Genomic DNA, 23,133 nt, shown 5'->3' with positions numbered 1-23,133 from the left:
GATGCGTCTATAACGGGCGGAATAGGGTTCCCTACGACTTGCCCGCCAACAAGACGGTCTCGACCTTCAAGTCGGACACCCATCAGGGCGCGGGCTATAACGAGTTCCGTTTCGAGGACGAGAAGGACCGTGAAGAGGTCTTCATGCATGCGCAGAAGGACCACAACACGATCATCGAGAATGACGAAAGCCATTCCATCGGCCATGACCGCTCGAAATCGGTGGGCAATGACCAGTCGGAAGCCATCGGTCATGACAAGACCATATCGGTCGGCAACGACCATCGCGAGACCATCGGCCAGGACATGTATTACACGGTCGGCCGCAACCAGCAGGAAGATTACGGCAAGGATCACATCCACCGCGTCGGCAATATCCACAAGCAGTCGGTCTGGGCCGATCACCTCTACGAGGTAGGCCGCAACTACCAGGGCGAGGTGGCGGGCAAATACGTGCTCGACGTGGGGACCTCGATCACCAACAATACCGGCAAGCACACGCTGATGGCCTTCGAGAAGTTCCAGATCAAGGGGCCGGGCGGCAAGATCACCATCGATGGCTCGGGCATCACGCTGGAAGCGGCGAATATCAGGCTCAAGGGCAATGTCTCGGTCGGCGGGGCGGGCTCGGCCCAGGTTCCGACGCTGAAGCTGGCGGCCAAGGAAGGCCTGCCGCTCTGCGAGGAATGCGCCGCCATCAAGGAGGATGTCTGATGCCCCCGATCGCGCGCGTCGGAGATACCCATGTCTGCCCGGTCACGGGGCATGGCTCCAATGTCATCGTGACGGGCGGCTCTGCGCTGATCGACGGACGGCAGGTCGCACGGGTCGGAGACAAATGCGCCTGCGGCTGCGTCATCGTCTCGGGGGCGTCGCAGATGACCTGCGATGAACGCCCGGTCGCGATCCTGGGCTCCAAGACCTCCGGCGGCGGGACGATCGTGTCGGGCTCGCCGAACCATGCGACGCTTTAGCCGCTTCCCGATCCGGAGGCCAAGGGTGAAGGGCAGGGCCGCGAGGCGCCTTTGGCAGGAAGCTGTTGAAAAACTCGCTGGAGCATCCACGGAGTGCCATTCCATGGGAAACGGTTCTGCTTGCGCGCGACCCTGCCTTGTAAACGGTCATTTCCTGCCCGAGTGCAGAACAACGTCCTAACCTAAGACGGTCTCTCGGGCGCAGCGGGTGTTTTTCAACAGTATTGGCCGAGGCTGTGTGGAAACGCTGTACCGTGGTAAGCTTCCGCGAGTTGGCGGGAGGCAGGGATGGCGGGCTTCATCGATGGCATCGACCGGGACCAGGTCACGCTGACCTTCGGAGATGTCCGGGCCTCGTCAGGATGCCACGGCGCGCAACCTGACGGTGGGATTGTCGGCGACGCGGGCCAGGGTTTCAAGGCTCATGTATCGCCTCGCCACGGCCCACGCGTCGTTGGGAAAGATCCCGATGACATCGGCACGTCGCTTTACCTCTCGGTTCACCCGTTCCAACGGGTTCGTGGACGCGATCTGTGTCCAGTGCTCTCGCGGGAACGACATGTACGCAAGGACGTCGTTGCGCGACGCATCCATCGGGGCGCCAAGCTTGGGTTGTTTTCCGTGTGGCCGCGTTGCCTCGACGCCGTCTGGACGGGTCGCCGTCTCGCCTTGTGGCCATGTTGCCGGATCGCCGTGATGTCGTGGTGCCGCCATTCCGCCGTGACGTGTATTGCGGCCGATGGCATGAAGCTGAGGAAAGCTGCGAGGGACACCAATGAAAGGTATTACGGCGTATAGCCATAAGGGCGGCACGGGGAAGACAACGGCGCTATTCATGCTGACCTCTGCTTTCCGCTCGCCCTGCGGATCGAGGAAGCCCAGGGTGCGAAACCGATCAACCGGCGGGTCAGCCGGGCAGGGCTGCCGACCGCGCCGCACGTCGCAGCCCGCGCAACACCGGCCGGGGCGCGGAACCGCTTCGGAGGCAACGGTCCGGCGCCGTTTGCGGGAGGGCCAGATCCCGGCATCCTGCATCCACTTCCTGAGCGTCTCGCGCGAGACCGTCAGTTCGTGTCCTTCCGCGAGCTTCTCGGCCGCAAAACCTGGCCCAAAGTCGATATAGCTCTCGCGGGCCAGCGTCATCGCGTGCTCGCGAACCGCGGGATCGATCCGATTGTTCGACGCCCGACCACGCGCCTTGTACCGGACCGCCGCCGGCCCCTGATCCTGAAACCGCTTCAGCAATCGATGGACGTGACGTCGGCTCAGGCCCAAGACCGTCGCTGCGCCCGCCGCGGTCAACAGCCCCTGCGTCACCTGGCTCAACACCTCGACCCGGTTCAGCTCGCGCCCGCTCATCAAAACCCATCCCATGACCGCTCTGTCGGCCTGTTCATGTTGGGGCAGAGTGTGGCACTTCTGCTTTGCAGATATGGGACACTTTAACTTTGCGGGCACAATCCCGGGGCCAATAAGGTATCTTATGTCAACTTGCTCTCTTCCAAGAGGCCTTGTTGCATCAATCAAACGGCAGAACGAGGGTCCCCTTTCCCCGCATGTTTCAGGCGATGGCTTTGACCTCGGCCCGTCCAAGGGCCGAGCAGCGGCTCATGAATGGCCCATGTCGCGCCATTGATCCGAGCGACAATGGCGAATGACGCGGATCTGGACTTCGGCGGTCTGGCGATCGGGGTCCCGTGGCATGATCCGATCCCCCAAGAGCTTCAGGCGGTTCATCCGGGCCTCGACGCGACTTCGGACGTGATCGCCGGCCCATTTCCTCCAGATCGATCGCCCCAGACATCGCGTCGCTCGCAGGATCTCGTTTCGCGACATCGCGGCGGGGCCGTCGGGTTTCCAGGCGCGGCCATTGCGACGGATCGGGAGGATCGGGTCTGCACCATGCGCGATAATTGCGGCATGGCCGCGGCGCGTGTCATATGCTCCTTCGGCGGTGACTGTTGCGCTCTCTTCGCCGGCGGGGATCTGCGACAGGAGCTCCGGGGTCGTCACCACCGCGCCGCACCGGCGCATTCCGGAGGCGGTGCGCGCGCGACCCCGAGGCGGCGCAGAACGAGCTGCGCGGTCCTATCGAGCACAGGCTCGAAGCCATCACCGAAAACGTGCGGAGAGCCTTCGCCGAGCTTCACGCGCCCTGATCAAGGCCGTCTGGCGCATCGCGGCGGCCGATCTCGGCCACGACCAGGCGCATCTGGGTGCAGAAGGCGTCGATCAGGCTGGCCTTGGGGCTGTCATCGCGGGCAAGGATACCGACCGGCCGCCCGGCCAGGCTGGGGATCGCGATCTCGCGCACCGCGACCGGGTTCGGCGCGGGCACGCAGCGCCTTGGCACCACCGCGACGCCCAGCCCGTGATAGACCATGGTCGAGATCATCTGGATGCCGTCAAGTTCCATCGCCTCGTTGACGGTGATGTCCTCGCGCACCAGCCAGTCGTCGATCAGCTGCCCCGACCAGAGCGAGCGGCTGATCCGGATGAAGGGATAGGTCTCGAGGATCTCGCGCGGATCGTCGAGCGGGCAATCCTCGGCGGTCAACAGGTGGAACGGCTCTTCGGTGACGGTGTGGAAGACCAGCCGCGAGCCCAGCACCGGCGGCCGCCCGATGAAGGCCGCGTCCAGCGCACCGCGATCGACCGGCGCCACCAGATTGGCCGAATGGGCGGGCGCGGCCTGGATATGCAGGTCGGGATAAAGCGCGCGCATCCGCTTCATCGCATGCGGCACCGCCCCGGTCATGGCGGTGAACATCGCGCCGATATTCAGCGTGCCGGTGATGGTGGCCTCGCCCCGCGCGGTGCGGCGCAGCTCGTCATAGGCGGCCAGAACCTCGATCGCCTTGGGCACCAGAAGCCGCCCGCGGGCGTTCAGTTCGGGAATGCGCCGCCGCCGGTCGAAGATCTCGACGCCCAGATCCTCCTCGAACTGCTTCATCTGCAACGAGACCGCCGAGCGGGTCAGATGCTCGCTGGCGGCGGCGGCCGACAGGCTGCCATGGCGCGAAATCGCGACGAGGGTCTTCAGGCGGCGGATCGACATGGCAGGGCTCCGCAAGCGGCGGCAAGGTTTGCGCGGGGTTTCAGACGCTTGGCGGACCCGCGCCGAAAGCACCGCCGAGGTTCGATCTATAGAAAGATTTCCTTGACATAAAGGTAAGAATTACTCGCTTGCGTAAACCTATTTTGACTGGATAGCGTGCCCCCAGCGCGGCGTACCATCGTACACGGCCCGTCGCGTCCGACATATTCCGAACTTTCGAGGACGTGCCAGACTCGACCTCCGCTGCGCGGGGTGCGCGGTCGCGGCATGAGCAGAGATGAACAAAGCCGACCCCCAGACCGCCGCCAGATCTGTCCCGGACCCCGCCCCGGACCCCGTCAGCCGCCGGATGCGCGACACCAAGCCCTCGGCCTCGCTCGAGGCGGCGCAGCTGGCGCGGGATCTGCGCAGCCAGGGCCGCCGGGTGATCTCGCTGGCGACCGGCGAGCCCGATTTCCCGACCCCCGACCACATCAAGGCCGCCTGCGTCACCGCGCTGGCCGAGAACCGCACCGGCTATCCGCCGGTCCAGGGCATCCCGGCGCTGCGCGAGGCGATCTGCCAGAAATTCCACCTCGACAACGATCTCGATTACCGCGCCAGTCAGGTGATCGTCGCCAATGGCGTCAAGCAGATCATCTTCAACGCGATGGCCGCCAGCCTCGAGCCCGGACAGGAGGTTCTGATCCCGGCCCCGGGCTGGGTCAGCTATTCCGAGATGGTGCGGCTGAACGGCGGCGTGCCGGTGGTGCTCGAAACCCGGTGGGACGACAATTTCCGGCTGCGCCCCGAGGTGCTCGAGGCCGCGATCACCGGGAATACCCGCTGGCTGATCCTCAACAACCCCTGCAACCCGACCGGCACCATCCTGACCGAGGCCGAGATCCGCGCCCTGGCCGAGGTGCTCGAACGGCATCCCCAGGTGATGGTCCTCAGCGACGACATCTACGAGCATCTGCGCTACGGCCCCGCGCCCTATTTCACCATCGCCCAGACCTCCGAGGCGATGAAGGCCCGGACCCTGACCGCCAATGGCGTCTCGAAAGCCTGGTGCATGACCGGCTGGCGGGTCGGCTTCGCGGCCGGGCCGCAGGACCTGATCGACGCGATGCGCACCTATCAGGGCCAGACCACCGGCGGCGTGATGCATCCTGCGCAATTCGGCGCGCTGGCGGCGCTGACCGGCTCGCGCGCCTTCATGGGCCCCAATCTCGAGGCCTTCCGCGCCCGCCGCGCGCTTGGCGTCCAATTGATCAATGAAACCGAAGGGCTGTCCTGCCACGCCCCCGACGGCGCCTTCTATCTGTTCGTCAACTGCGCGCCCCTGATCGGCGCCACAAGGCCCGATGGCGGCACCATCGCCAGCGATGCCGACCTGACCCGCTATTTCGTCGAGGAGGCCGAGGTGGTCTGCGTGCCGGGCGCCGCCTTCGGACTGTCGCCCTTCTTCCGGATCTCGTTCGCCTGCGGCATCGAGGTGCTCGAAGAGGCCTGCCTCAAGCTGCGCGCCGCCGTGGCCCGACTTACGCCCGCCAAGCAAGGACCCTCCGCATGAGCTTCGACTGTTCGGTCGCCCCCGTGAACCATCCGCTGAGCGCCGAATTCGCCGCCGGGTTCAACGACATTCCGGCACCGGTCGCGAATGACTGCTATGGCCGCCGCAACATCATGGATGCCGGGATCAAGCCGATCGCCCGGGGCATGCATCTTTGCGGCCGCGCCGTCACCGTGGCGATGCCGCCCGATGACAACCTGATGCTGCATGCGGCGCTGCACGCGGCCGAGCCGGGCGACATCCTCGTCGCCTCGACCTCGAACGACCGCCATTCGGGCGTCTGGGGCGAGCTGATGACCCGCGCCGCCATGGCCCGCGGCCTCGGCGGGCTGGTGCTGGACGGCATGTGCCGCGACAGCGCCTGGATCGCCGAAAGCGGGTTCCAGCTTTTCGCCCGCGGCACCTGCGCCCGCGGCTCGCGCAAGCTCGGGCCGGGCCATGTCAACAGTCCGGTCGCGGTCGGCAATGTCGTCGTCCAGCACGGCGACATCATCATCGGCGACGATGACGGGGTGATGGTGGTGCCCGCCGCCGATGCCGCCGCGCTGCTGCCGCTTTGCCGCGACAAGCTCGCCAAGGAGGGCGCCCGGATCGAGGCCATCGCCTCGGGCGCGCCGAAACCCGGCTGGCTGATGCCCGCACTGGAAAAATGGAACGTGGCGTGACGGCGCCTTAACCGTCCCGTCCGACAAGACGCAACAAGGAGAGACCCATGAAACGCATCACCGCCTCTTTGGCCGCGATCGGGCTTCTGGCCGGAACCGCCGCGCTGGCCGACTATCCCGAAAAGCCCATCACCATCGTCGTGCCCTATGGCGCGGGCGGCGGCAGCGACATCATGGTGCGCACGGTTGCGCCCTATATCGAGAAATACCTGGGCGACGGCGCCAGCATCGTGGTCGAGAACCGCACCGGCGCCTCGGGCATCATCGGCTGGCAGGCGGTGCATGACGCCAAGCCCGACGGCTATACCATCGGCGTCATCACCACACCGTCGATCGTGACCAAGCCGATCGAGGGCAAGGCCGAGTTCACCTGGCAGGACTTCACCATCATCGCCAACATGGTCACCGACCCGGCGGCGCTGAACGTCCGGAAGGGCAGCCAGTTCAAGGACATCGCCGGTCTGGTCGACTATGCGAAGGAAAATCCCAAGGTCGTGACCATGGCCACCGGCAATTTCGGCGGCGACGACCATCTGGCCGGGCTGCAGCTTGAAAAGCTGACCGGGGCCGAGTTCACCTTCGTGCCCTTCCCCGGCGTCGCCGCGCGCAACGCCACCATGGGCGGCCATGTCGCGGTCGGCAGCTTCAATCTGGGCGAAGCGGTCAACTATCAGGACTCGATCGACATTCTCGGCATCATGGCCGACAAGCGCTCGGACCTCGCACCCGATGTGCCGACCCTCAAGGAACAGGGCTTCGACGTCGTCGCCTCGTCGCAGCGCGGTTTCGCCGGGCCGAAGGGCATGCCCGACGAGGCGGTCGAGAAACTCTCCGCGGCCATCGCCCAGGCGGTCAACGACCCCGATTTCCGCAAGGACGCCCAGAACCAGGGCGTGGTGCTCGATTTCGCCGACAGCGCCGATTTCACGGCCCAGCTCGACGCCTTCGACAAGGCCATGCGCAAGATCTGGGCCGAAAGCCCCTGGCTCGAGTAACCCCGTCGAAAGGACATCATGAAATCCATCCATAATGATGTCGTTCTGGGAACGAGCGTGGCGGTTCTCGCCGCGCTCGGTATTCACAGGGCGCTGGGGTTCGGGGCCGATGCCCGCGTCTTTCCCCTTCTGGTGCTGGTCCCCGCCGTGCTGCTGGGCCTCGTCATCGCCGTCCGCGGCCATCTGAAACAGCGCCGGACCGGCGAAACTCCGGATTTCTTCGCCAGCCCCGGCCGCTTCGCGCTGGTCGCGGGAGGCACGGCCCTGGCCCTGATCGGGCTGAGATACCTGGGCTTTCTCACCACATCCGCGGTGACGATCCCGGTTCTGGCGGTCGCGCTTGGCTATCGGCGGCCGCTGCCGATTCTGGCCACCACCGCAGGCTTTATCGCGATGGTCTATATCGTCTTCATCCAGATCCTCTCGCGCCCGCTGCCGGCCGAGATCTGGACCCGGCTCGGAGGCAGCTGAGATGGACCTGTTTTCCCCGCTTCTCGACGCGCTGCCCGCGGTTCTGACCTTCCCCAACCTGCTGGCCATGGTCGGCGGCGTGCTGGTCGGGATCGTCGTCGGCTCGCTGCCCGGGCTGACCGCGACCATGAGCATCGCGGTCCTGCTGCCCCTGACCTTCACCATGGACCCGCTGGTCGCGCTCGGCATGATGGCGGGCATCTATAACGGCGCGATGTATGGCGGGGCGATCCCGGCGATCCTGTTGCGCATCCCCGGCACCCCCGCGGCCATCGTGACCACCTTCGACGGCTACCCGCTGGCCCAGCAGGGCCGCGCCGGATATGCGCTGCAGATCGCGCTCCTGTCCTCGGCCTTCGGCGGCATGATGAGCGCCATCGCGATGATGGTGCTGGCGCCGCCCCTGTCGCTGGTGACCCTGGCCTTCGGCCCGCCCGAGGTGTTCTGGGTCGGCATCTTCGGCATGGCCGCGGTCGCGGTCTTTCTGGGCGAGGATCTGCCCAAGGGCCTGCTCTCGGCGCTGATCGGGCTTTTCATCGGCATGATCGGGCTCGACCCGGTGATGTCGACCGACCGCTTCACCTTCGGCCAGCTCGAGCTGGAATCGGGCATCGACATCGTCGTGCTGATGGTCGGGCTTTACGCCATCCCGCCCTGTCTCGAGATGGCCGAGGACACCGCCAGGGCCGTGGGCGCCCGGATCAGGCTGGACTTCCAGCCCTTCCTGAAGACCATCCGCGAGATCCCGCGCTACTTCAGGATCTGGAGCTGGGCCTATTTCTACGGCATCTTCGTCGGGCTTCTGCCCGGCGCCAGCGGCAGCTTCGTGTCCTTCCTGGCCTATGAGCGCGCCAAGCGGATGTCGAAGGACCCCGAGAGCTTCGGCAAGGGCAATCCCGAAGGCATCGCCGCCTCGGAATTCGGCAACAATGCCGACAATGCGGCGGCCCTGATCCCGACCGTGACGCTGGGCATTCCCGGCAGCTCGGTCGCGGCGGTGATCATGGGCGGGCTGCTTGTGCACGGTCTGCAACCCGGCCCCGACCTGTTCCGCAACAGCGCCGACATCATCTATGGCTTCATGATCCAGATGTTCCTGACATCGCTGATCCTGATCCCGCTGGGCGGGTCCTTCGCGACCAATCTCTTCGCCCAGGTGCTGCGGATCCCGCGCCCGCTGCTGATCCCGCTGATCATCTGCCTCAGCATCGTCGGCGCCTATTGCGTGCAGAATTCGCTGTTCGATGTCTGGCTGATGTTCGGCTTCGGCCTGCTGGGCTATGTCATGAGCAAGACCGGCCTGCCGCTGGCGCCGGTGGCGCTGGGGGTGATCCTCGGGCCGCTGATCGAAAGCAACTTGCGCCTGTCGCTGCTGCTGGACGTACGCAACGAACATATCCTGTTCACCAGACCGATCTGCATGGTGCTGATCGCGCTTCTGGTCCTGACCACGGTGCTGCCGCCGGTCTGGAAACACATTCGGGCCCGGCGCGCGCGCGCGGCCTGACCAGACAGGCCCCGGGCTCCCCCCTGTTCCCGGGGCCGCTCCCCCGGGCGCTGCCATCCCAGGCGGCGCCCGGGCCCTGAGCCCCCCGTCGCAGGCCCGGATCTTCCGCCGCGCTGGCGGCGACCAGCGCGCCGCCCCCTTTCCTGTTCCAGATCTCAGTTGTCCGGGTTCGCCCAAGGGCCATGGGACCGGGCGACCCGAGGTTTCGATCCTATCCCCAGAATCTGGGGAGGAACCTGTGGGTAACCCGCTGCAAACCCCAACTTACCCAATCCTTAATGGGATGATTAATTTTTGGGCAGATCTGCGGAGGCACCGGGGCGACCGGATCAGGCCTGTCCCAGAGCCGGCGCGGTCCCGCTTTCATCCTTCAGCGCGACCCCGGTCCGGCCCAGCCGGCGCGCCGCGGCGATCAGCCAGGCGATGCGCGCGGCCGCCGCCTCGGGCGCCAGCCCGCCGGTCCGGTGGATGTTCGACACGCAGTTGCGCGCGCTGTCCCGCGTGCCGGGCACCGGGTCGGCGGTCAGATAGGCCCCCAGACTGTCCGAGACGCTCAGCCCCGGCCGCTCACCGATCAGCATCAGGCACATGGCGGCCCCCATCCGTTCGGCGATGTCGTCGCCAAGCGCCACCCGCGCGCCCTCGGCCAGGATGACGGGCGTGGCGTCCAGCTCGGGCAACGCCGCGCGCAGCGCCGCGATCACCGGTGCGGCATGGGCCAGCGCCGGGGCCGACAGCCCGTCGCCCACCACCACCACCAGCGGACAGCCCGTGTGCGGCAGGTCCACCGGCTCGGCCAGGCGGCGGCCGAGATCGGGGCGGCGCAGATAGACGCTGCGCTCGACCGCGCGGCTTTGCACCCGGATCGTGGCCAGCGGCGCCAGCGCGGCGGCCAGAGCGTCCCAGTCGGGCCGGGCGCGGATCGCGTCGCGCGCCGCCGCATGGGCCTCGTGAAAGTCGAGAAGCGCGCCCAGCGGCGCGGGCCCCGCGCCCGCATCCAGCCGCACCCGGGCGGGCGTCATCGTCCGCAGCCGGTCGAACCCCGCGCTGACGGCGCCGCTCATGCCACGATCCCCATGCGGCGGCCAAGCGCCTCGGGATCGGGCAGCGCGGCCGCCCCCTGTGCCAGCCCCGTGCGCGCCAGCCACATCTCGAATTCCGGCGAGGGCCGCAGCCCGGTCACCTCGCGCAGATAGCCGATATCCTCGAAGGCGAGGCTCTGATAGCCCAGCATGACGTCATCCGCCCCCGGCACGGTGATCAGGAAGGTCACCCCCGCCCGGGTCAACAGCGTCATCAGCACGTCCATGTCGTCCTGATCGGCCTCGACATGGTTCGTATAGCAGACATCAACCCCCATCGGCAGGCCCAGCAGCTTGCCGCAGAAATGATCCTCGAGCCCGGCGCGGATGATCTGCTTGCCGTCGAACAGGTATTCCGGCCCGATGAAGCCCACGACGGTGTTGACCAGAAGCGGCCGGAAGGCGCGGGCGACGCCATAGGCCCGGGCCTCCAGCGTCTGCTGATCGACGCCGTGATGGGCCTCGGCCGACAGCGCGGCCCCCTGCCCGGTCTCGAAATACATCAGGTTGTCGCCGACCGTGCCCCGGCCGAGGCTGCGCCCGGCCGCATGCGCCTCGGCGAGGATCGACAGGCTGACGCCGAACCCCTCGTTCGCGGCCTCGGTCCCGGCCACCGACTGGAAGATCAGATCGACCGGCGCGCCGCCCTCGATCAGGCGGAGCGCGTTGGTCACATGGGTCAGCACGCAGGTCTGGGTCGGGATGGCCAGAGCCGTCACCATCTCGTCCAGCGCCGCCAGAAGGCCCGCGCAATTGCCCAGGTTGTCCGAGGCCGGGTTGATGCCGATCACCGCGTCCCCTGCCCCGAACAGCAGCCCGTCCAGCGTCGAGACCGCGATGCCGCGCGCGTCGTCGGCCGGGTGGTTGGGCTGCAACCGGGTCGACAGCGTCCCGGTCCTGCCGATGGTATTGCGAAAGGCGGTCACCACCTCGACCTTGCGCGCCACCCGGATCAGGTCCTGATTGCGCATGATCTTCGACACCGCCGCGACCATCTCGGGCGTCAGCCCCGCTGCGGCGGCGGCAAGGCTTTTCGCATGGGCCGCGGGCGACAGCAGCCAGTCGCGGAAATCGCCCACCGTCATCGCCGCGAAGGGGGCGAAGGCCGCGCGGTCATGGCTGTCGAGGATCAGCCGCGTGACCTCGTCGGCCTCATAGGGCACGACCGCCTCGGTGAGGAACTCGGCCAGCGGCAGATCGGCCAGCGCCCGCCGCGCCGCGACCCGTTCGGTCGCGCTTTGGGCCGCGATGCCCGCAAGCTGGTCGCCCGAGCGTTCCGGCGTCGCTGCGGCCAGGAGCCGGGCCAGACTGTCGAAGGCGAACCGCTCGCCCCCGGCGATGGCACAGTATCGGGGCATGTTTCCCGCCTTTCCCGCTCAGACCGTCCGCAGATGCCCGGGCCAGTCGGCATGGCCGGTGATCTGGCGAAACCGCATCAGCTTCCACATTCCGTATTTGTGAAAATCGAAGGCCAGCCGCGACACCTTCAGCTGCACCATCGACCACAACGCCCATTTCACGTCGGCCAGCGCCTTGTGGACGATGACCCGCGACACGATCTCGGGACGGACCGCGCCGAAATAGGCCTCGATCAGCTCAAGTTCCTGCGCGGGGGTAAAGAACATCTCGCCGAACCAGATCCCCAGATCGTAGCAGCGGTCGTTCATCGAGGCATATTCGTAGTCGATCAGCAGGATCGAGCCGTCCTCGCCCATCATGAAATTCCCCGGCATCGGGTCGTTGAAACAGGGCACCAGATCCAACCCCGAGGCCGTCAGCGCCTCGCGCGCCATGGCCTCGTTCAGCATGATCCAGTCATGGTCGCGAAACCGCGGCGCGCCCAGATCGGCGGCCTGGGCGGCGTGTTCGTCGATCATGTCGAAGACGGTCTTGGTCGCGGCCAAGGGCGGCAGCGCATGCATCCGGCGATAGGCAGCAATGGCCGCGCGGCGGTTTTCGGGAACCGCGAAATCGCTGTGGGTCGAGGGGCGGCGGTCGGCCATGAAATCGTTGATCTCGACGCCCTCGGCGGCCAGATCGTCATAGACCCGGGGGCCGAGCCCCGCCGCCGCCGCCTTCTGCGAGGCCTCGAAGGCGGCCGCGCGGTCGATGAACATCTCGGTGCCGTTGCCGGGGATCTTGACGAACCAGTCGCCGCTGCCATCGGTCGCGGTGACTCGCCAGTTCTCGTTGCTGATCCCGCCCGAGACCGGGCCATAGACCATGCCCGCCCCGCCCCGGAACAGCGGCGCCTTGGCGATCACCGCCTCGATCGCCTCTTCCATCGGATGCGCGGCCTGCCCCAGCGTCTTCATGTTCATGCCGCCCCTCCTGCCAGCCGGATCTTCTGCTCGAATTGCGGATGGTTCAGCGCCATCCGCAGCCGCATCAGCCGCCATTCGCCGTATTTCAGCCATTCGACGCCGCCCCGGACCGAGGTCCGCGCCTTCAGCCGCGACCAGAGCGCATGCAGCATGTCGTCGACGAAGGACCAGAGCCGGGCGCGGGCAAAGCCCGCGTCGTCGAAGCCCCCCGCATAGGCGGCAAAGCCCGCCTGCATGTCGCGCTCGAAATCGGTGGCCTCGGCCAGCAGGACCCCCAGATCGTAAAGCGGGTCGTTCATCCCCGCGCGGTCGTAATCGACCAGCCGCACGGCCCCCCCGGGCCCCAGCATCAGGTTCGAGGCGGACCCGTCATTGCGGCAGGGGGCAAGGGTCGCGCCCGTCCGCAGCACCGGCTCGGCCGCCCCGATCACCCGGCGCAGCCAGCCGATATCGTCGGGCAGCGGCGCGCCGATCCGGCCGAATTCGGCGATCTGCGCGTCGATCTGCACGAAGGGATCGAAGCGGGTGGCAAGCGCGGGCGTCGCGTGCAAGGCCTTCAGCGCGGCCATCGCCCCGGCCAGAACCGGCGGCTCCTGCAAGTCCTTCTGCATCGCGCGCCGCCAGCCATCGGCCTCGGTCAGGGCCTCCATGGCGATGGCGCCCTGCGCGGCGTCCGACCACAGCACCTGCGGCCCGACCCCGGCCGCGCCCGCCTGACGCGCCAGCGTCATGGCGGCGTCGAGGTCGAACCCCTCCCGCATCTCGGGATGCATGACCTTGAGGAAGACCCCGCCGGTCAGGACCGAGGCGCTTTCCAGCGCCAGATAGCTGGGCGAGGCCAGCGGTGCGGGCCCGGGACGGCCCCCGTCGCGGGCCAGCCCGGCCGCGGCACAGGCGGCGGCCATCATCTCGTTTGTAACAAGCGCCCCGCTCATGCATTCGCCCCGAGGGCAAGATCCAGATCGCCACCCGCGCGGTCGATCCGGCGGACCATGTCGGTCAGCACGTCGCCACCCGCCGCCAAATCCTCGGGGCTGGTATATTCGTCGTTGCGGTGGATCACGCCCCCGACCGAGGGCACCGCGATCACCAGCGCCGGCAGGATCGCGTTCACCGCCACCGCGTCATGCCCGCCGATGGTGTCGAGCTGCATCTTCGGCAGCCCGAAATCGTCTGCCGCCCGCTCGGTCAGCATCGCCAGCCGCGGGTCGAACTTTCCGGCCGGGCGGCGGTCGACGGACACGATCTCGGCCGTGGTCCGCGCCCGTGCCGCCAGTTCCGGCAGGGCCGCGCGCAGGCTGGCCTCGGACCAGTCCAGCATCGCCTGTTCGGGCGCGCGCAGCTCGCAGAACAGGATGGCCTTGCCGGGCACGATATTGGGCGAATTGGGCGAGATATCGACCCGCGCGACCGAGGTGAACAGCGTGTCCTCGGCCACATCCGCCAGCCGCCGCAACTCGGCGATGATATGGGCCGCGCCCAGAACCGCATCCTTGCGGTCCTCCATCGGCGTCGGGCCGGTATGGTTCTGCTCGCCCGTGACCTCTATCCGCACCTTCAGCGCGCCCCAGTGGCGCAGGAAGGGGGCGATGCGCGCGCCCGCCGTTTCCATCTTGGAATCCCCCTCGATATGGATCTCGAGATAGAGATCGGGGCGCGGCGCCGCGTCGGTGCCCTTGTAGCCGGTGCGAACCAGCTCTTCGCCCACGCTTTTCCCGTCGCGGTCGCGCCGCGCCAGCGCCCAGTCGAGATCTAAAAGCCCCGCGAAGACCGACGAGCCCAGAAGGCTCGGCTGGAACCGCGCGCCCTCCTCGTTCATCCAGTCGGCGATGACGTAGTTGCAGCGCGGCGCCTCGGTTCCCTTGCGAAAGCTCTCGACCGCGGCCAGCGCCGCCATCACCCCATAGGCCCCGTCGAAGCGCCCGCCCTTGGGCTGGCTGTCGAGATGCGATCCGATCATCACCAGCGGCGCGTCCGGCCCCGCAAGGTCGATCCGCCCGAACAGGTTGCCGATGGCATCGACCAGCACCGTATAGCCGCGCGCGGTCAGCTCGGCCCGGAACCAGTCGCGGGCGGCCTTGTGGGCATCGGTCAGCACCGGGCGGTCGACCCCGCCATCGCCGGTCGAGCCGAATTCCGACACCTTTTCCATCAGCTGGTTCAGAAGATCCGCGTCGATGCGGGCAAGGCTCGGGGTCTCAGGCATGGGTCGTCTCCGTGGCGGTTTCGTGCAAGGCGTCTTCGTGCCGCGCGATGTCGGGGTCGGGGTTGAGGAAACAGGCGGCCAGCGCGTGATCGCCGCGGGCGCGGAGCGCCGGGTTCTCGGCCCGGCAGCGGTCGAAGGCCTGCGGGCAGCGGCTGGCGAAGGCGCAGCCGACCGGCAGGTCGATGGGGCTTGGCGGTTCGCCCTCCAGCAGGCAATCCTCGGGGCGGTAGCGGCGATGCTCCAGCGTCGGCGCGGCCGACAGCAACGCGCGGCTGTAGGGATGGCCCGGGTCGAAGAAGAGCCGCTCGTTCGGCGCGACCTCGACGGTTTCGCCCAGATACATCACCGCGATCCGCGAACAGACCTGCCGCACCATGGTCAGGTCATGCGAGATGAAGATGTAGGTAAAGCCGTGCTGGGCCTGCAGCTTGTCGAACAGATCCAGCAGCTTGCCCTGTTCGGTCTGGTCGAGCGCCGACAGCGTCTCGTCCATGATCAGCAGCCGGGGTTCCAGGATCATCGCGCGGGCGACGTTCAGCCGCTGGCGCTGACCCGCCGACAGCCCGGTCGGCAGCGCCCGGTACAGACTGTCCGAAAGCCCGACCTCGGCCATCACCGCGCGCGCCCGGTCGCGCCGCTCGGCGGCGCTTCCGATCCGGTGGATCTTCAAGGGCTCCTCGAGGATCGCGCCGATCGGCGATTGCGGCGGCAGGCAGCCGTAAGGGTCCTGCAACACCAGCTGGAACTTGCGGCGCAGCGCGCGCAGGCGTTTCGGGCTGGCGGCGGCGACATTCTCGCCCTCGAAGAAGACCGACCCCGCATCGGGCCGTTCCAGCCCGGTCAGAAGCCGCATCAGCGAGGATTTCCCGCAGCCGGATTCGCCCACGACGCCGAAATTGTCGCCCGGGAAGACGTCGAATTCGACATTGCGCACGGCCTGCACCCGCGACACGCCCGCCTGGCCGCGCGCGCGCACCTCATAGGCCTTGGCCAGCCCCCGGACCGACATGATCGCGCGGCGGTTCCGGTCGGTATCGCGGCCCCCGCCGCTCTGCCCGTCCTGCCACAACGTCGGCAGCTCGGCGATCAGCGCGCGCGTGTAGCTGTGCCCGGGGCGGGCCACCAGCGCCGCCGGGGTCTGGCGCTCGACCACCCGGCCCTCATGCAGCACCATCACCTCGTCCGAGGCATCGCAGGCCACCGGCAGCGAGGAACAGATGAACAGGATCGCGGTCGAGAATTCGGAATTCAGCTCGCGCATCAGCTTGAGGATCTGGGCGGCCACGGTCACGTCCAGCGGCTGGGTGATGTTGTCGGCGATCAGCAGCGCGGGGTCCGAGATCAGCGCATCGACGATCATCGCCCGCTGCATCATTCCGCCCGAATACTGGAACGGGTATTCGTGAAACCGCCGCGCGGCCGAAGGGATATGCACGGCCTCCAGCAGCCGGATCGCCTTGGCCCGCGCCTCGGCCGCCGGGATGTCGGGCCGCACCGCGCGCAGCTTTTCCACCAGCTGCGCGCCAACGGTCATGGTCGGGTCGAGCGCGCCCGCCGGGTTGCCGCCGACATAGGCGATCTCGCGCCCGGCAAGATTGCGGGCATGGGCCGGATCGGCCACCAGATCGCGGCCACGAAACCGGATCTCGCCGCCTGTCACCCGCAGCGGCGCCGACAGCCAGCTGGCCAGCGCACGGGCCAGCACGGTCTTGCCCGAGCCGCTTTCCCCGATCACCGACAGGATCGAGCGCGGCGCCAGATCGAAGGAAATGTCGGTCAGGATGGGTTTCTCGCCCGCCGCGACGCCGAGGCCGCGCACGCTGAGAAGGGTTTCAGAGGCTCCGGTCGTGTCCAAGGCCATCTCACGCCCCTCCGTAGATCGCGTTCCGGGCGCGTTCGAGCGCGGCGCCCATCAGGTTGATGCTGGTCAGGGTCAGCACCAGAAAGACGCCGGGCATGGTGGCGATCCACCAGGCGTTCATCAGGTACTTGCGCCCGTCGGCGATGACATTGCCGAAGGTCGGCGTGGGCGGCTGCACGCCCAGACCCAGGAACCCCAGCACGCTTTCAAAGATCATCATCCGCGCGATATCCAAGACCGCGACGAAGGCCATCGGCGGCAGCACCAGCGGCAGCAGCAGGGTGAACATGATCCGCAGATCGGTCGCCCCCAGCACCAGCGCGCCGCGCACATATTCCTTCTTGCGCTCGGCCATCACGGTCGATCGCATCACCCGCGCATAGACCGGCCAGCCCGCCAGCCCCAGAACCAGAATGATCGAGGGGATGGTGGGCCGCGAGACGCCGAGGATGGTGATCGCGAGGATGATCATCGGGATCGACAGCTGGGCATCGGTCAGCCGCATCAGCACCGTATCGGTGCGCCCGCCGAAATAGCCCGCGAAAAGCCCGATCATCGCGCCCGCCAGCAGCATCAGGACCGTGGTCGAGACCCCGATCAGAAGCGAATAGCGCAGCCCCACCAGAGCCCGCGAAAGCATGTCGCGGCCCAGCTGATCGGTGCCCAGCGGATGCGCCCAGTTCCAGCCCTCGCCCATGAACAAGGGCGGGGTCAGCTTGGCGCGGATGTTCATCTTGGTCGGGTCGATACCGCTGAGCTCGGGATACAGCAGCGCCGCCAGCAGCAGCAGAACGAAGACGGCCAGCCCGATCCGGAACTCGACCGAGGCGAAGGCGGTCTGCCAGATCCGGGTCGAGATCCGGCGCCCGGCCTCGGGGCCGGCCATGGCAAGGGGCATGTCGGTGCTGGTCATCAGTAGTCGAGCCTCGGATCGATGGCGGTGGCCAGAAGGTCCACGGCGATGTTGATCAGGACGAAGACGGCGGCGGTGACGATGGCGATGCCCTGGATCAGCGGGAAATCGCGCTGCATCACCGCGTTGATGGTCAGAAGGCCGAGCCCAGGGTAGTCGAAGATGAACTCGATCACGAGAACCCCGCCCAGAAGCATCGAGAATTGCACGCCCAAGAGGTTTAGAAGCGGCACTGCCGAATTCTTCAGCGCATGGCGAAAGACGATCTGGTTGCGCGAGAGGCCGCGCACGCGGGCGATGTCGATGAAGCTTTGCCCCATCACGCCCGCGACCGACACGGTCAGGGTGCGGATGATGAAAGGCGCGATCTCGACCGCCAGCACCAGCGCGGGCAGGATGGTGTAGGAGAAGCCCCGATAACCGATGGCGGGCAGAAGGTTCAGCTTGACCGACAACAACAGCGCCAGAACGATCCCCAGCCAGAAATTCGGCAGGCTCACGAAGAGCGACGAGGTATAAAGCGCCAGCCGGTCGGGCAGCCGTCCCGGATAAAGCCCGCCCCAGACGCCGATCGGCACCCCGATCATCAGCGCAAAGACCATGGCCAGCACCGCCAGTTGCAACGTCATCGGCGCGGTCTCGGCGATCAGGTCCAGCACCTTGGCGCGCTCGCCCCGGGTGGAATCGTCGAAGCTCGCTCCGCCCACGGCCGCGCCGCTGGCGGGGCGCACGAAGGACTCGCCCAGATCGCCCTGCAGCACCTTGCCCATGTAGCGGCCGAACTGGACATAGATCGGATCGCGCAGCCCCATTTCGGCGGCGATTTCCTCGACCAGGGTGTCGGGGGCCATGCCCCCCACCATCAGCCGCACCGGATCGCCCGGCACGACGCGCAACAGCGTGAAGATCAGGGCCGAGACCAGAAAGATGATGATCGCGCCCTGCCCCAGCCGCCGCGCGAGGAATCGTAGGATGAACATCGGCAAGCTCCCGAATGCGTGGCAGTCCCGTCAATGGCCGGAGCCCCCAAGGAGGAGTGGCGGGGCTCCGGCCGGCCGGTCAGCCGAGGGTCGTCACGGACGCATCGGACTGGCCATCGGGATAGATGAAGAGCCCGTCCACATTGGCCCGCATCCCGTGGATCAGCACCGAGGTGAACAGGCTCAGCGCCGGAACCTTCTCGGCCAGCATCGGCATCAGGTTCGTCTGCAGGCTTTCCTTGCGCGCCTCCAGCGAGGGCGCATCGCGTTCGGCATCCAGCGCCGCGTCGATCTCGGGATCGACAATGCCGCAGATCCGCTTGGAGCTGGAATGGAAATGCGTGCGCAGGACCAGATCGGGTTCCGGCGAGCCGGTCGACCAGCCGCAATCGACCATATGGCCCGGGCCACCGCCGGGGCGGTCGTAAAGCCGCTCGTTCCAGGCCGCGACCTCCATCACGTTCAGCGTGACCGGGAAGCCCTGTTCCTGCAGCAGCGCCGCGATCAGCTCGCCATATTCCTTGGTCTTGGGATAGAAGCCGGTCGAGGTGATGTATTCCAGCTCGGGCAGGCCCTCGCCGCCCGGATAGCCCGCCTCGGCCAGCAGGCGCTGGCATTCCTCGGGATCGTATTCGGGGTAATTCTCCAGCTCGGTATAGCCGAACTTGATCGGCGAGACGAAATTCGACGAGGTCTCGCCGGCCGAGCCCATGATCTCCATGATCATGCTGCGGTCGATGGCATGGCAGGCGGCCTTGCGGACGCGCCAGTCGTCGAAGGGCGGCTTGGAACAGCGGAACCACAGGTACTTGTTCTCGACCGAGACCAGCCGCGAGATCTTGATGTCGTCGCGTTTCTCCAGCGTCTCGACCTGTTCGGGTTCCAGCCGCTCGATGACATCGGCCTGCCCGTTCATCAGCGACAGCATCCGCGTCGTCGCATCGCCCACGAACGAGAAGGTGACGCCCGTGACCTTGGGGGCGCCGCGGAAATAGCCCTCATAGGCCTCCATCACCGTGTCGTTGCCGCGCTGTTCGACAAAGCGGAACGGGCCGGTGCCGTTCAGCCGCTGCGACAGCACCCCCTTGGGGCCCTCGGCCACGTCCTTCGCGGACAGGATCGGCAGATAGGAGGCGAGGAAGATGAACAGCGAGGCGCCATAGCCGCCCTTCGAGGTATCGACGATCACCGTATGATCGTCGGGGGTCTCGACCGCGAAGGTGTCGGGGCCGCCCGGATAGACCTGCTTGGGCCGGTCGAGCTGGGCGCCGTATTCGAAGGTCGCTTTCACATCCTCGGCGGTGAAGGGCTTGCCGTCATGGAAGGTGACACCCTCGCGCAGCCTGATCTGCAACCGGTGGGCATCCAGTTCCGCGATCTCGGTCGCGAGTTCATAGACCACCTTTTCGGGATCGTCGGGGCGCATCGGGGCCCGGGTCAGGTACCCCATGACGAAGCCCTCGATATTGGTCTGCGACAGCGTCGTGTGCGCGGTCGGGTCCCAGTTGCCGGTGATGTTCTCGGCCGACAGGAAGACCAGCGGGCGGGCCTCCTGCGCAAAGGCCGAGCTGAAGAAGAAATCGGGGTTGATCCGCGCCGCCCCCAGCGCCGCCCCCGCCATCGCGCCGTATCGGAGAAAATTCCGCCTATCCATGGTCGTCCACTCCTTGTTGGTCTGTCTGTTGTCGTCATGACGGCAGGCCCCGGTTGATCCGGGATCGCTGCCTCAGGCCGCCTGCCCTGCCCGCAGGCGTGCAATCCGGTCCAGCATCGCGGCATGCAGTTCGGGCGTGGCCGCAGCCAGCACCTCGCCGCTCGATCCGACGCCAAGCGGCTGGCCCTGCCAGTCGGTGATGACCCCGCCCGCGCCGCGGATGACCTGCACCAGCGGCAGGTAGTCGTAGGGCTGCAACCCGGTTTCCAGCACCAGGTCGCAATGCCCCGAGGCCAGCAGCGCATAGGCATAGCAATCGCCGCCGAACCGCAGCATCCGGACCGACCGGCGCAGCATCTCCAGCACCTCGCCATCGGCGCCCGAAAACAGCATGGGATCGGTCGTATAGGCGAAGGCCCCGGCCGGATCGGTGCAGCCGCTGGTGCGGCAGGGTCGGCCGTTCAGGGTGGTGGCCTGGCCCGCGACCCCGCACCAGCGTTCGCCAAGCGCGGGCATGTCGATCTGGCCCAGACAGGGCGCGCCGTCCTTCAAAAGCGCCATCAGCCCGCCGAACAGCGGATTGCCGGTGACATAGCTCTTGGTGCCGTCGATCGGATCGACCACCCACAGGTGATCGCTGTCGGGGCGCAGCGGCGCCTCTTCCTCGCCGAAGATGCCATGGGCGGGGAAACGCGCCATGATCCGGTCGCGCATCAGCGCCTCGACCGCGCGGTCGGCCAGGGTGACGGGGCTGTCATCGGCCTTGTTCTCGACATCCAGCGGCTGGCGGAAATGCTGCAGCGCGATGCGCCCCGCCTCGTCCGCCGTGTCGTTCGCGAAACGCAGCGCATCGCCCAACTCGCTCATAAGTGCCAACCCCGGTCTTGCATTTCGATGTGTTCCGCCGCCAGCCTCCACAAAGGCGTGCCCTCAAGTCAAGCAAAACGCACAAAATGCCTCACATTTCGCAAAACGCCCGAGGATTGCGCGGGTTTGCGTGGCAAAAGTGCAGATGATATGCAGGCGCCTTGCCAATTACTGCGGTATTTTGCCCATAAATCCACAAAACTTCCACATCGATGTGGCGAATCCTCTGCAACCTGTTAGGGTATCCGCAGGTAACAAGAGGCCGCCAAAGATGCAGTCCTATGAAAGACAATCCAGGGTGCTGGAGCTTCTGGCCGTCGAGCGCCGGGTTTTCACCAACCAGCTGGCGCGGATGTTCGATGTCTCGCGCGAGACCGTGCGCCGCGACCTGATGGAGATGGAGCAGGAGGGCGTTCTGGTCCGGGTCCATGGCGGCGCCACCCCGGTCGAGCGCGACATCGCCCCCGAGCCCGCCTTTTCCGAACGTCTGGTCGCCCATGCCGGCAAGAAGGCTGCCATCGGCGCGCTTGCCGCGACGCTGATCCCGCCCGGCTCGACCGTCTTCGTGGATGCGGGCACCACCACCTGCGCCTTTGCCCGGGCGCTGGCGCGGGTGGGCGACATGCGGATCATCACCAATTCGCTCGACATCGCCCGGCTCGCCGGTCCCGCCCAGACCTGCGACACGCTTCTGTTGGGCGGGCGGCCCCATGCCGATGTGCCCGCCACCTATGGCGAGATGACCCTGTCGGAAATCGACCGCTTCCTCGCCGATTACGCAGTGATCTCGCCGGTCGGGCTGCATGCCGACCGGGGCGCCACCGATTACGCCCTGCACGAGGCCGAGGTCGCCCGCGCCATGATGCGCCGCTCGCGCGACTGCATCATGCTGTGCCATTCGGAAAAGATCGGCACCGAAAGCCGGGTCTCGATCTGCCGTCTGGACGAGATCGGGCATCTGGTCACCGACGAGGCCGCCGACCGAAGCCTGCGCCTGCCCCGCGGCGAGGTCCATTACGCCCCGCTCCGCCCCGGCGCCTGACCCCTCGCCCTAGCCCGCCCCCAGGTCTTCCAGAAACGCCGCCGCCACATGCGACCGCGCCCGCCGCGCCGGTTCCAGCAGGTAAAGCGCCCGCCAAAGCCCCAGATCCGTCACCGGAACGAACCGGATCGCCGGATCGCCGAACAGCCCCACCGCCGCTTTCGGCAGCAACGCGACCCCCAGCCCGGCCCGGATCATGCAGAGCTGCGCGATGGTCGAATGCGCCTGCAGGCGGGTCTCTTTCAGCGCCTCGGGCAGGGCCGCGGCGCCCGCCAGCAATTGCCGCGTGCCGGTCTCGGCCGACAGCGTGATGACCTCGGCCGGATCGATCTCGGACAGGGCCACCGTATCGCGCCCGGCCAGCCGGTGCGCCGCCCCGCAGGCCAGCCCGAACGGATCGCGCCGCAGCTCGGTCTGGGTCAGGTCGGGGCTTTGCCGCGCCCGCCCGGCCACCGCCAAATCCAGCGTCCCGTCCGAAACAAGCCCCGCCAGCCGCTCGGCCACATCGTCATGCAAGAGGCAGGAAATCCCCGGATGCGCCGCGCGGAACCGCGCCAACGCGGGCCCCACCAGATCGCCGATGGCCGAGGGCGCGGCACCGACCGCCAGCCGCCCCTCGCTCAGCCCAGCCTGCGCCCGCATCCGCCCCAGCGCCCGGTCGAGATCGGCCAGCACCGGCGCGGTTTCCTCAAGGAAGGCCAGCCCCAGCGGCGTCGGCTGCGGCGGCCGCATCCGGCGGTCGAAAAGCGGGGCCCCGACCTCCTCTTCGGCCTGCCGCACGGTCTCGGTCAGGGCCGAGGGCACCACCCCCAGCGCCTCTGCCGCCCGCGCGAAACTGCCCTGCGCCCGGATCGCATGCAGCGCCCGCAGGTGGCGGAGCGTGATATTCAGATTTTCCGAACCTAGCTTCATGTCTTTCCATTTCTACGAAGCCCGGATCTGTGGTTCAAGATCCCCCGACCCGAAGACACCGCGAAAGG

The 23,133-nt window shown here is 67.3% G+C and carries 20 protein-coding genes and 3 pseudogenes; 8 read left to right on the top strand and 15 right to left on the bottom strand.

All coding sequences use genetic code 11. The features are described 5' to 3' along the window. Together BYZ73_RS12065 and BYZ73_RS12060 are read left to right on the top strand one after the other, a co-directional pair. The coding region (locus BYZ73_RS12065; protein WP_425451086.1) for a bacteriophage T4 gp5 trimerisation domain-containing protein at positions 1 to 713 on the top strand (713 nt) is incomplete at its 5' end. Then, positions 713 to 973: a PAAR domain-containing protein gene (locus BYZ73_RS12060; RefSeq protein WP_158272360.1), complete on the top strand. Its 261-nt coding sequence runs from the start codon at positions 713 to 715 to the stop codon at positions 971 to 973. The genes BYZ73_RS12065 and BYZ73_RS12060, both read left to right, overlap by 1 nt. 357 nt (positions 974 to 1,330) lie before the next feature. Here BYZ73_RS12060 and BYZ73_RS12055 read toward each other — a convergent pair. The 4 genes and pseudogenes from BYZ73_RS12055 to BYZ73_RS12040 form a co-directional block, all read right to left on the bottom strand. After that, a pseudogene (locus tag BYZ73_RS12055) lies at positions 1,331 to 1,591 on the bottom strand (transposase); the annotation flags it as partial. A gap of 426 nt (positions 1,592 to 2,017) precedes the next feature. Continuing rightward, positions 2,018 to 2,332: pseudogene (locus BYZ73_RS12045) on the bottom strand (helix-turn-helix domain-containing protein); the annotation flags it as partial. A gap of 202 nt (positions 2,333 to 2,534) precedes the next feature. Further along, positions 2,535 to 2,977 (bottom strand): annotated as a pseudogene (locus BYZ73_RS22390) (transposase); the annotation flags it as partial. A 142-nt stretch (positions 2,978 to 3,119) separates the two neighbouring features. After that, the gene (locus BYZ73_RS12040) at positions 3,120 to 4,031 is read right to left on the bottom strand and encodes a LysR family transcriptional regulator (RefSeq protein ID WP_108027928.1); all 912 of its coding nucleotides are present in this window, start codon (positions 4,029 to 4,031) and stop codon (positions 3,120 to 3,122) included. A gap of 277 nt (positions 4,032 to 4,308) precedes the next feature. Here BYZ73_RS12040 and BYZ73_RS12035 point away from each other — a divergent pair, with 277 nt between their 5' ends. Genes BYZ73_RS12035 through BYZ73_RS12015 form a run of 5 tightly spaced genes read left to right on the top strand, consistent with a single transcriptional unit; the run spans position 4,309 to position 9,224 of the window. Next, complete coding sequence (locus BYZ73_RS12035) at positions 4,309 to 5,586, top strand: pyridoxal phosphate-dependent aminotransferase (RefSeq protein WP_181498036.1); 1,278 nt, start codon at positions 4,309 to 4,311, stop codon at positions 5,584 to 5,586. Beyond that, positions 5,583 to 6,251 carry an RraA family protein gene (locus tag BYZ73_RS12030; protein ID WP_112316139.1) on the top strand — a complete coding sequence of 223 codons (669 nt, stop codon included), beginning with the start codon at positions 5,583 to 5,585 and terminating at the stop codon, positions 6,249 to 6,251. The genes BYZ73_RS12035 and BYZ73_RS12030 overlap by 4 nt, the downstream gene beginning before the upstream one ends. A 47-nt stretch (positions 6,252 to 6,298) precedes the next feature. Then, positions 6,299 to 7,246, top strand: a complete 948-nt coding sequence (locus BYZ73_RS12025) for a Bug family tripartite tricarboxylate transporter substrate binding protein (RefSeq protein ID WP_112316138.1) — start codon at positions 6,299 to 6,301, stop codon at positions 7,244 to 7,246. A gap of 18 nt (positions 7,247 to 7,264) precedes the next feature. Continuing rightward, on the top strand, positions 7,265 to 7,717 hold the full coding sequence (locus BYZ73_RS12020; RefSeq protein ID WP_112316137.1) for a tripartite tricarboxylate transporter TctB family protein: 453 nt from the start codon (positions 7,265 to 7,267) through the stop codon (positions 7,715 to 7,717). A gap of 1 nt (position 7,718) precedes the next feature. Beyond that, positions 7,719 to 9,224 (top strand): tripartite tricarboxylate transporter permease, encoded by a 1,506-nt coding sequence (locus tag BYZ73_RS12015; RefSeq protein ID WP_215731159.1) that lies wholly within the window; start codon positions 7,719 to 7,721, stop codon positions 9,222 to 9,224. A gap of 329 nt (positions 9,225 to 9,553) precedes the next feature. On the opposite strand, the gene eutC is transcribed toward BYZ73_RS12015, so the two are convergent. The 10 genes from eutC to hisN form a co-directional block, all read right to left on the bottom strand. Next, positions 9,554 to 10,288: an ethanolamine ammonia-lyase subunit EutC gene (gene eutC, locus BYZ73_RS12010; RefSeq protein ID WP_112316136.1), complete on the bottom strand. Its 735-nt coding sequence runs from the start codon at positions 10,286 to 10,288 to the stop codon at positions 9,554 to 9,556. Further along, a complete protein-coding gene (locus BYZ73_RS12005) occupies positions 10,285 to 11,664 on the bottom strand; it encodes an ethanolamine ammonia-lyase subunit EutB (protein WP_112316135.1) in 1,380 nt (459 codons plus the stop codon). The genes eutC and BYZ73_RS12005 overlap by 4 nt, the downstream gene beginning before the upstream one ends. Before the next feature lie 18 nt (positions 11,665 to 11,682). Beyond that, positions 11,683 to 12,627 carry a phosphotransferase gene (locus BYZ73_RS12000; protein WP_112316134.1) on the bottom strand — a complete coding sequence of 315 codons (945 nt, stop codon included), beginning with the start codon at positions 12,625 to 12,627 and terminating at the stop codon, positions 11,683 to 11,685. Next, positions 12,624 to 13,565, bottom strand: a complete 942-nt coding sequence (locus BYZ73_RS11995) for a phosphotransferase (RefSeq protein WP_112316133.1) — start codon at positions 13,563 to 13,565, stop codon at positions 12,624 to 12,626. Before BYZ73_RS11995 ends, BYZ73_RS12000 begins: the two co-directional genes overlap by 4 nt. Further along, positions 13,562 to 14,836 (bottom strand): Zn-dependent hydrolase, encoded by a 1,275-nt coding sequence (locus BYZ73_RS11990; RefSeq protein WP_112316132.1) that lies wholly within the window; start codon positions 14,834 to 14,836, stop codon positions 13,562 to 13,564. Before BYZ73_RS11990 ends, BYZ73_RS11995 begins: the two co-directional genes overlap by 4 nt. Beyond that, the gene (locus BYZ73_RS11985; RefSeq protein WP_112316131.1) at positions 14,829 to 16,697 is read right to left on the bottom strand and encodes an ABC transporter ATP-binding protein; all 1,869 of its coding nucleotides are present in this window, start codon (positions 16,695 to 16,697) and stop codon (positions 14,829 to 14,831) included. The genes BYZ73_RS11990 and BYZ73_RS11985 overlap by 8 nt, the downstream gene beginning before the upstream one ends. A gap of 1 nt (position 16,698) precedes the next feature. Continuing rightward, a complete protein-coding gene (locus tag BYZ73_RS11980; RefSeq protein WP_112316130.1) occupies positions 16,699 to 17,610 on the bottom strand; it encodes an ABC transporter permease in 912 nt (303 codons plus the stop codon). Then, entirely contained in the window at positions 17,610 to 18,590 is a 981-nt protein-coding gene (locus tag BYZ73_RS11975) for an ABC transporter permease (RefSeq protein ID WP_112316129.1), read from the bottom strand. Before BYZ73_RS11975 ends, BYZ73_RS11980 begins: the two co-directional genes overlap by 1 nt. A gap of 79 nt (positions 18,591 to 18,669) precedes the next feature. After that, entirely contained in the window at positions 18,670 to 20,244 is a 1,575-nt protein-coding gene (locus tag BYZ73_RS11970) for an ABC transporter substrate-binding protein (RefSeq protein WP_112316128.1), read from the bottom strand. A gap of 72 nt (positions 20,245 to 20,316) precedes the next feature. Next, entirely contained in the window at positions 20,317 to 21,111 is a 795-nt protein-coding gene (gene hisN / locus BYZ73_RS11965; protein WP_112316127.1) for a histidinol-phosphatase, read from the bottom strand. Between the two features lie 298 nt (positions 21,112 to 21,409). Between hisN and BYZ73_RS11960 the strand changes: the two genes are divergently transcribed. Beyond that, a complete protein-coding gene (locus tag BYZ73_RS11960) occupies positions 21,410 to 22,153 on the top strand; it encodes a DeoR/GlpR family DNA-binding transcription regulator (RefSeq protein ID WP_245943129.1) in 744 nt (247 codons plus the stop codon). 9 nt (positions 22,154 to 22,162) lie between these two features. Here the strand turns inward: BYZ73_RS11960 and BYZ73_RS11955 are convergent, their stop codons facing one another. After that, a complete protein-coding gene (locus tag BYZ73_RS11955; protein ID WP_112316126.1) occupies positions 22,163 to 23,065 on the bottom strand; it encodes a LysR family transcriptional regulator in 903 nt (300 codons plus the stop codon). Between the last annotated feature and the right edge of the window lie 68 nt (positions 23,066 to 23,133).

This window comes from Rhodovulum viride (genome assembly GCF_003265965.1).
GTDB classification, from domain to species: Bacteria; Pseudomonadota; Alphaproteobacteria; order Rhodobacterales; family Rhodobacteraceae; genus Rhodovulum; species Rhodovulum kholense.
Note: the sequence above shows the minus strand (reverse complement) of the source record. Positions and strands in the feature narration are given on the sequence as shown.

Bases quoted from the DNA above. Each gene is read 5' to 3' on its own strand.
- BYZ73_RS12015 (WP_215731159.1), top strand. From the start codon at position 7,719: ATGGACCTGTTTTCCCCGCTTCTCGACGCGCTGCCCGCGGTTCTGACC.
- BYZ73_RS12040 (WP_108027928.1), bottom strand. From the start codon at position 4,031: ATGTCGATCCGCCGCCTGAAGACCCTCGTCGCGATTTCGCGCCATGGC.
- BYZ73_RS12000 (WP_112316134.1), bottom strand. From the start codon at position 12,627: ATGAACATGAAGACGCTGGGGCAGGCCGCGCATCCGATGGAAGAGGCG.
- BYZ73_RS12020 (WP_112316137.1), top strand. From the start codon at position 7,265: ATGAAATCCATCCATAATGATGTCGTTCTGGGAACGAGCGTGGCGGTT.
- BYZ73_RS11990 (WP_112316132.1), bottom strand. From the start codon at position 14,836: ATGCCTGAGACCCCGAGCCTTGCCCGCATCGACGCGGATCTTCTGAAC.
- BYZ73_RS11985 (WP_112316131.1), bottom strand. From the start codon at position 16,697: ATGGCCTTGGACACGACCGGAGCCTCTGAAACCCTTCTCAGCGTGCGC.
- BYZ73_RS12035 (WP_181498036.1), top strand. From the start codon at position 4,309: ATGAACAAAGCCGACCCCCAGACCGCCGCCAGATCTGTCCCGGACCCC.
- BYZ73_RS12060 (WP_158272360.1), top strand. From the start codon at position 713: ATGCCCCCGATCGCGCGCGTCGGAGATACCCATGTCTGCCCGGTCACG.
- BYZ73_RS11970 (WP_112316128.1), bottom strand. From the start codon at position 20,244: ATGGATAGGCGGAATTTTCTCCGATACGGCGCGATGGCGGGGGCGGCG.
- BYZ73_RS11955 (WP_112316126.1), bottom strand. From the start codon at position 23,065: ATGAAGCTAGGTTCGGAAAATCTGAATATCACGCTCCGCCACCTGCGG.
- BYZ73_RS12025 (WP_112316138.1), top strand. From the start codon at position 6,299: ATGAAACGCATCACCGCCTCTTTGGCCGCGATCGGGCTTCTGGCCGGA.
- hisN (WP_112316127.1), bottom strand. From the start codon at position 21,111: ATGAGCGAGTTGGGCGATGCGCTGCGTTTCGCGAACGACACGGCGGAC.
- BYZ73_RS12030 (WP_112316139.1), top strand. From the start codon at position 5,583: ATGAGCTTCGACTGTTCGGTCGCCCCCGTGAACCATCCGCTGAGCGCC.
- BYZ73_RS11980 (WP_112316130.1), bottom strand. From the start codon at position 17,610: ATGACCAGCACCGACATGCCCCTTGCCATGGCCGGCCCCGAGGCCGGG.
- BYZ73_RS12005 (WP_112316135.1), bottom strand. From the start codon at position 11,664: ATGCCCCGATACTGTGCCATCGCCGGGGGCGAGCGGTTCGCCTTCGAC.
- BYZ73_RS11975 (WP_112316129.1), bottom strand. From the start codon at position 18,590: ATGTTCATCCTACGATTCCTCGCGCGGCGGCTGGGGCAGGGCGCGATC.
- eutC (WP_112316136.1), bottom strand. From the start codon at position 10,288: ATGAGCGGCGCCGTCAGCGCGGGGTTCGACCGGCTGCGGACGATGACG.
- BYZ73_RS11995 (WP_112316133.1), bottom strand. From the start codon at position 13,565: ATGAGCGGGGCGCTTGTTACAAACGAGATGATGGCCGCCGCCTGTGCC.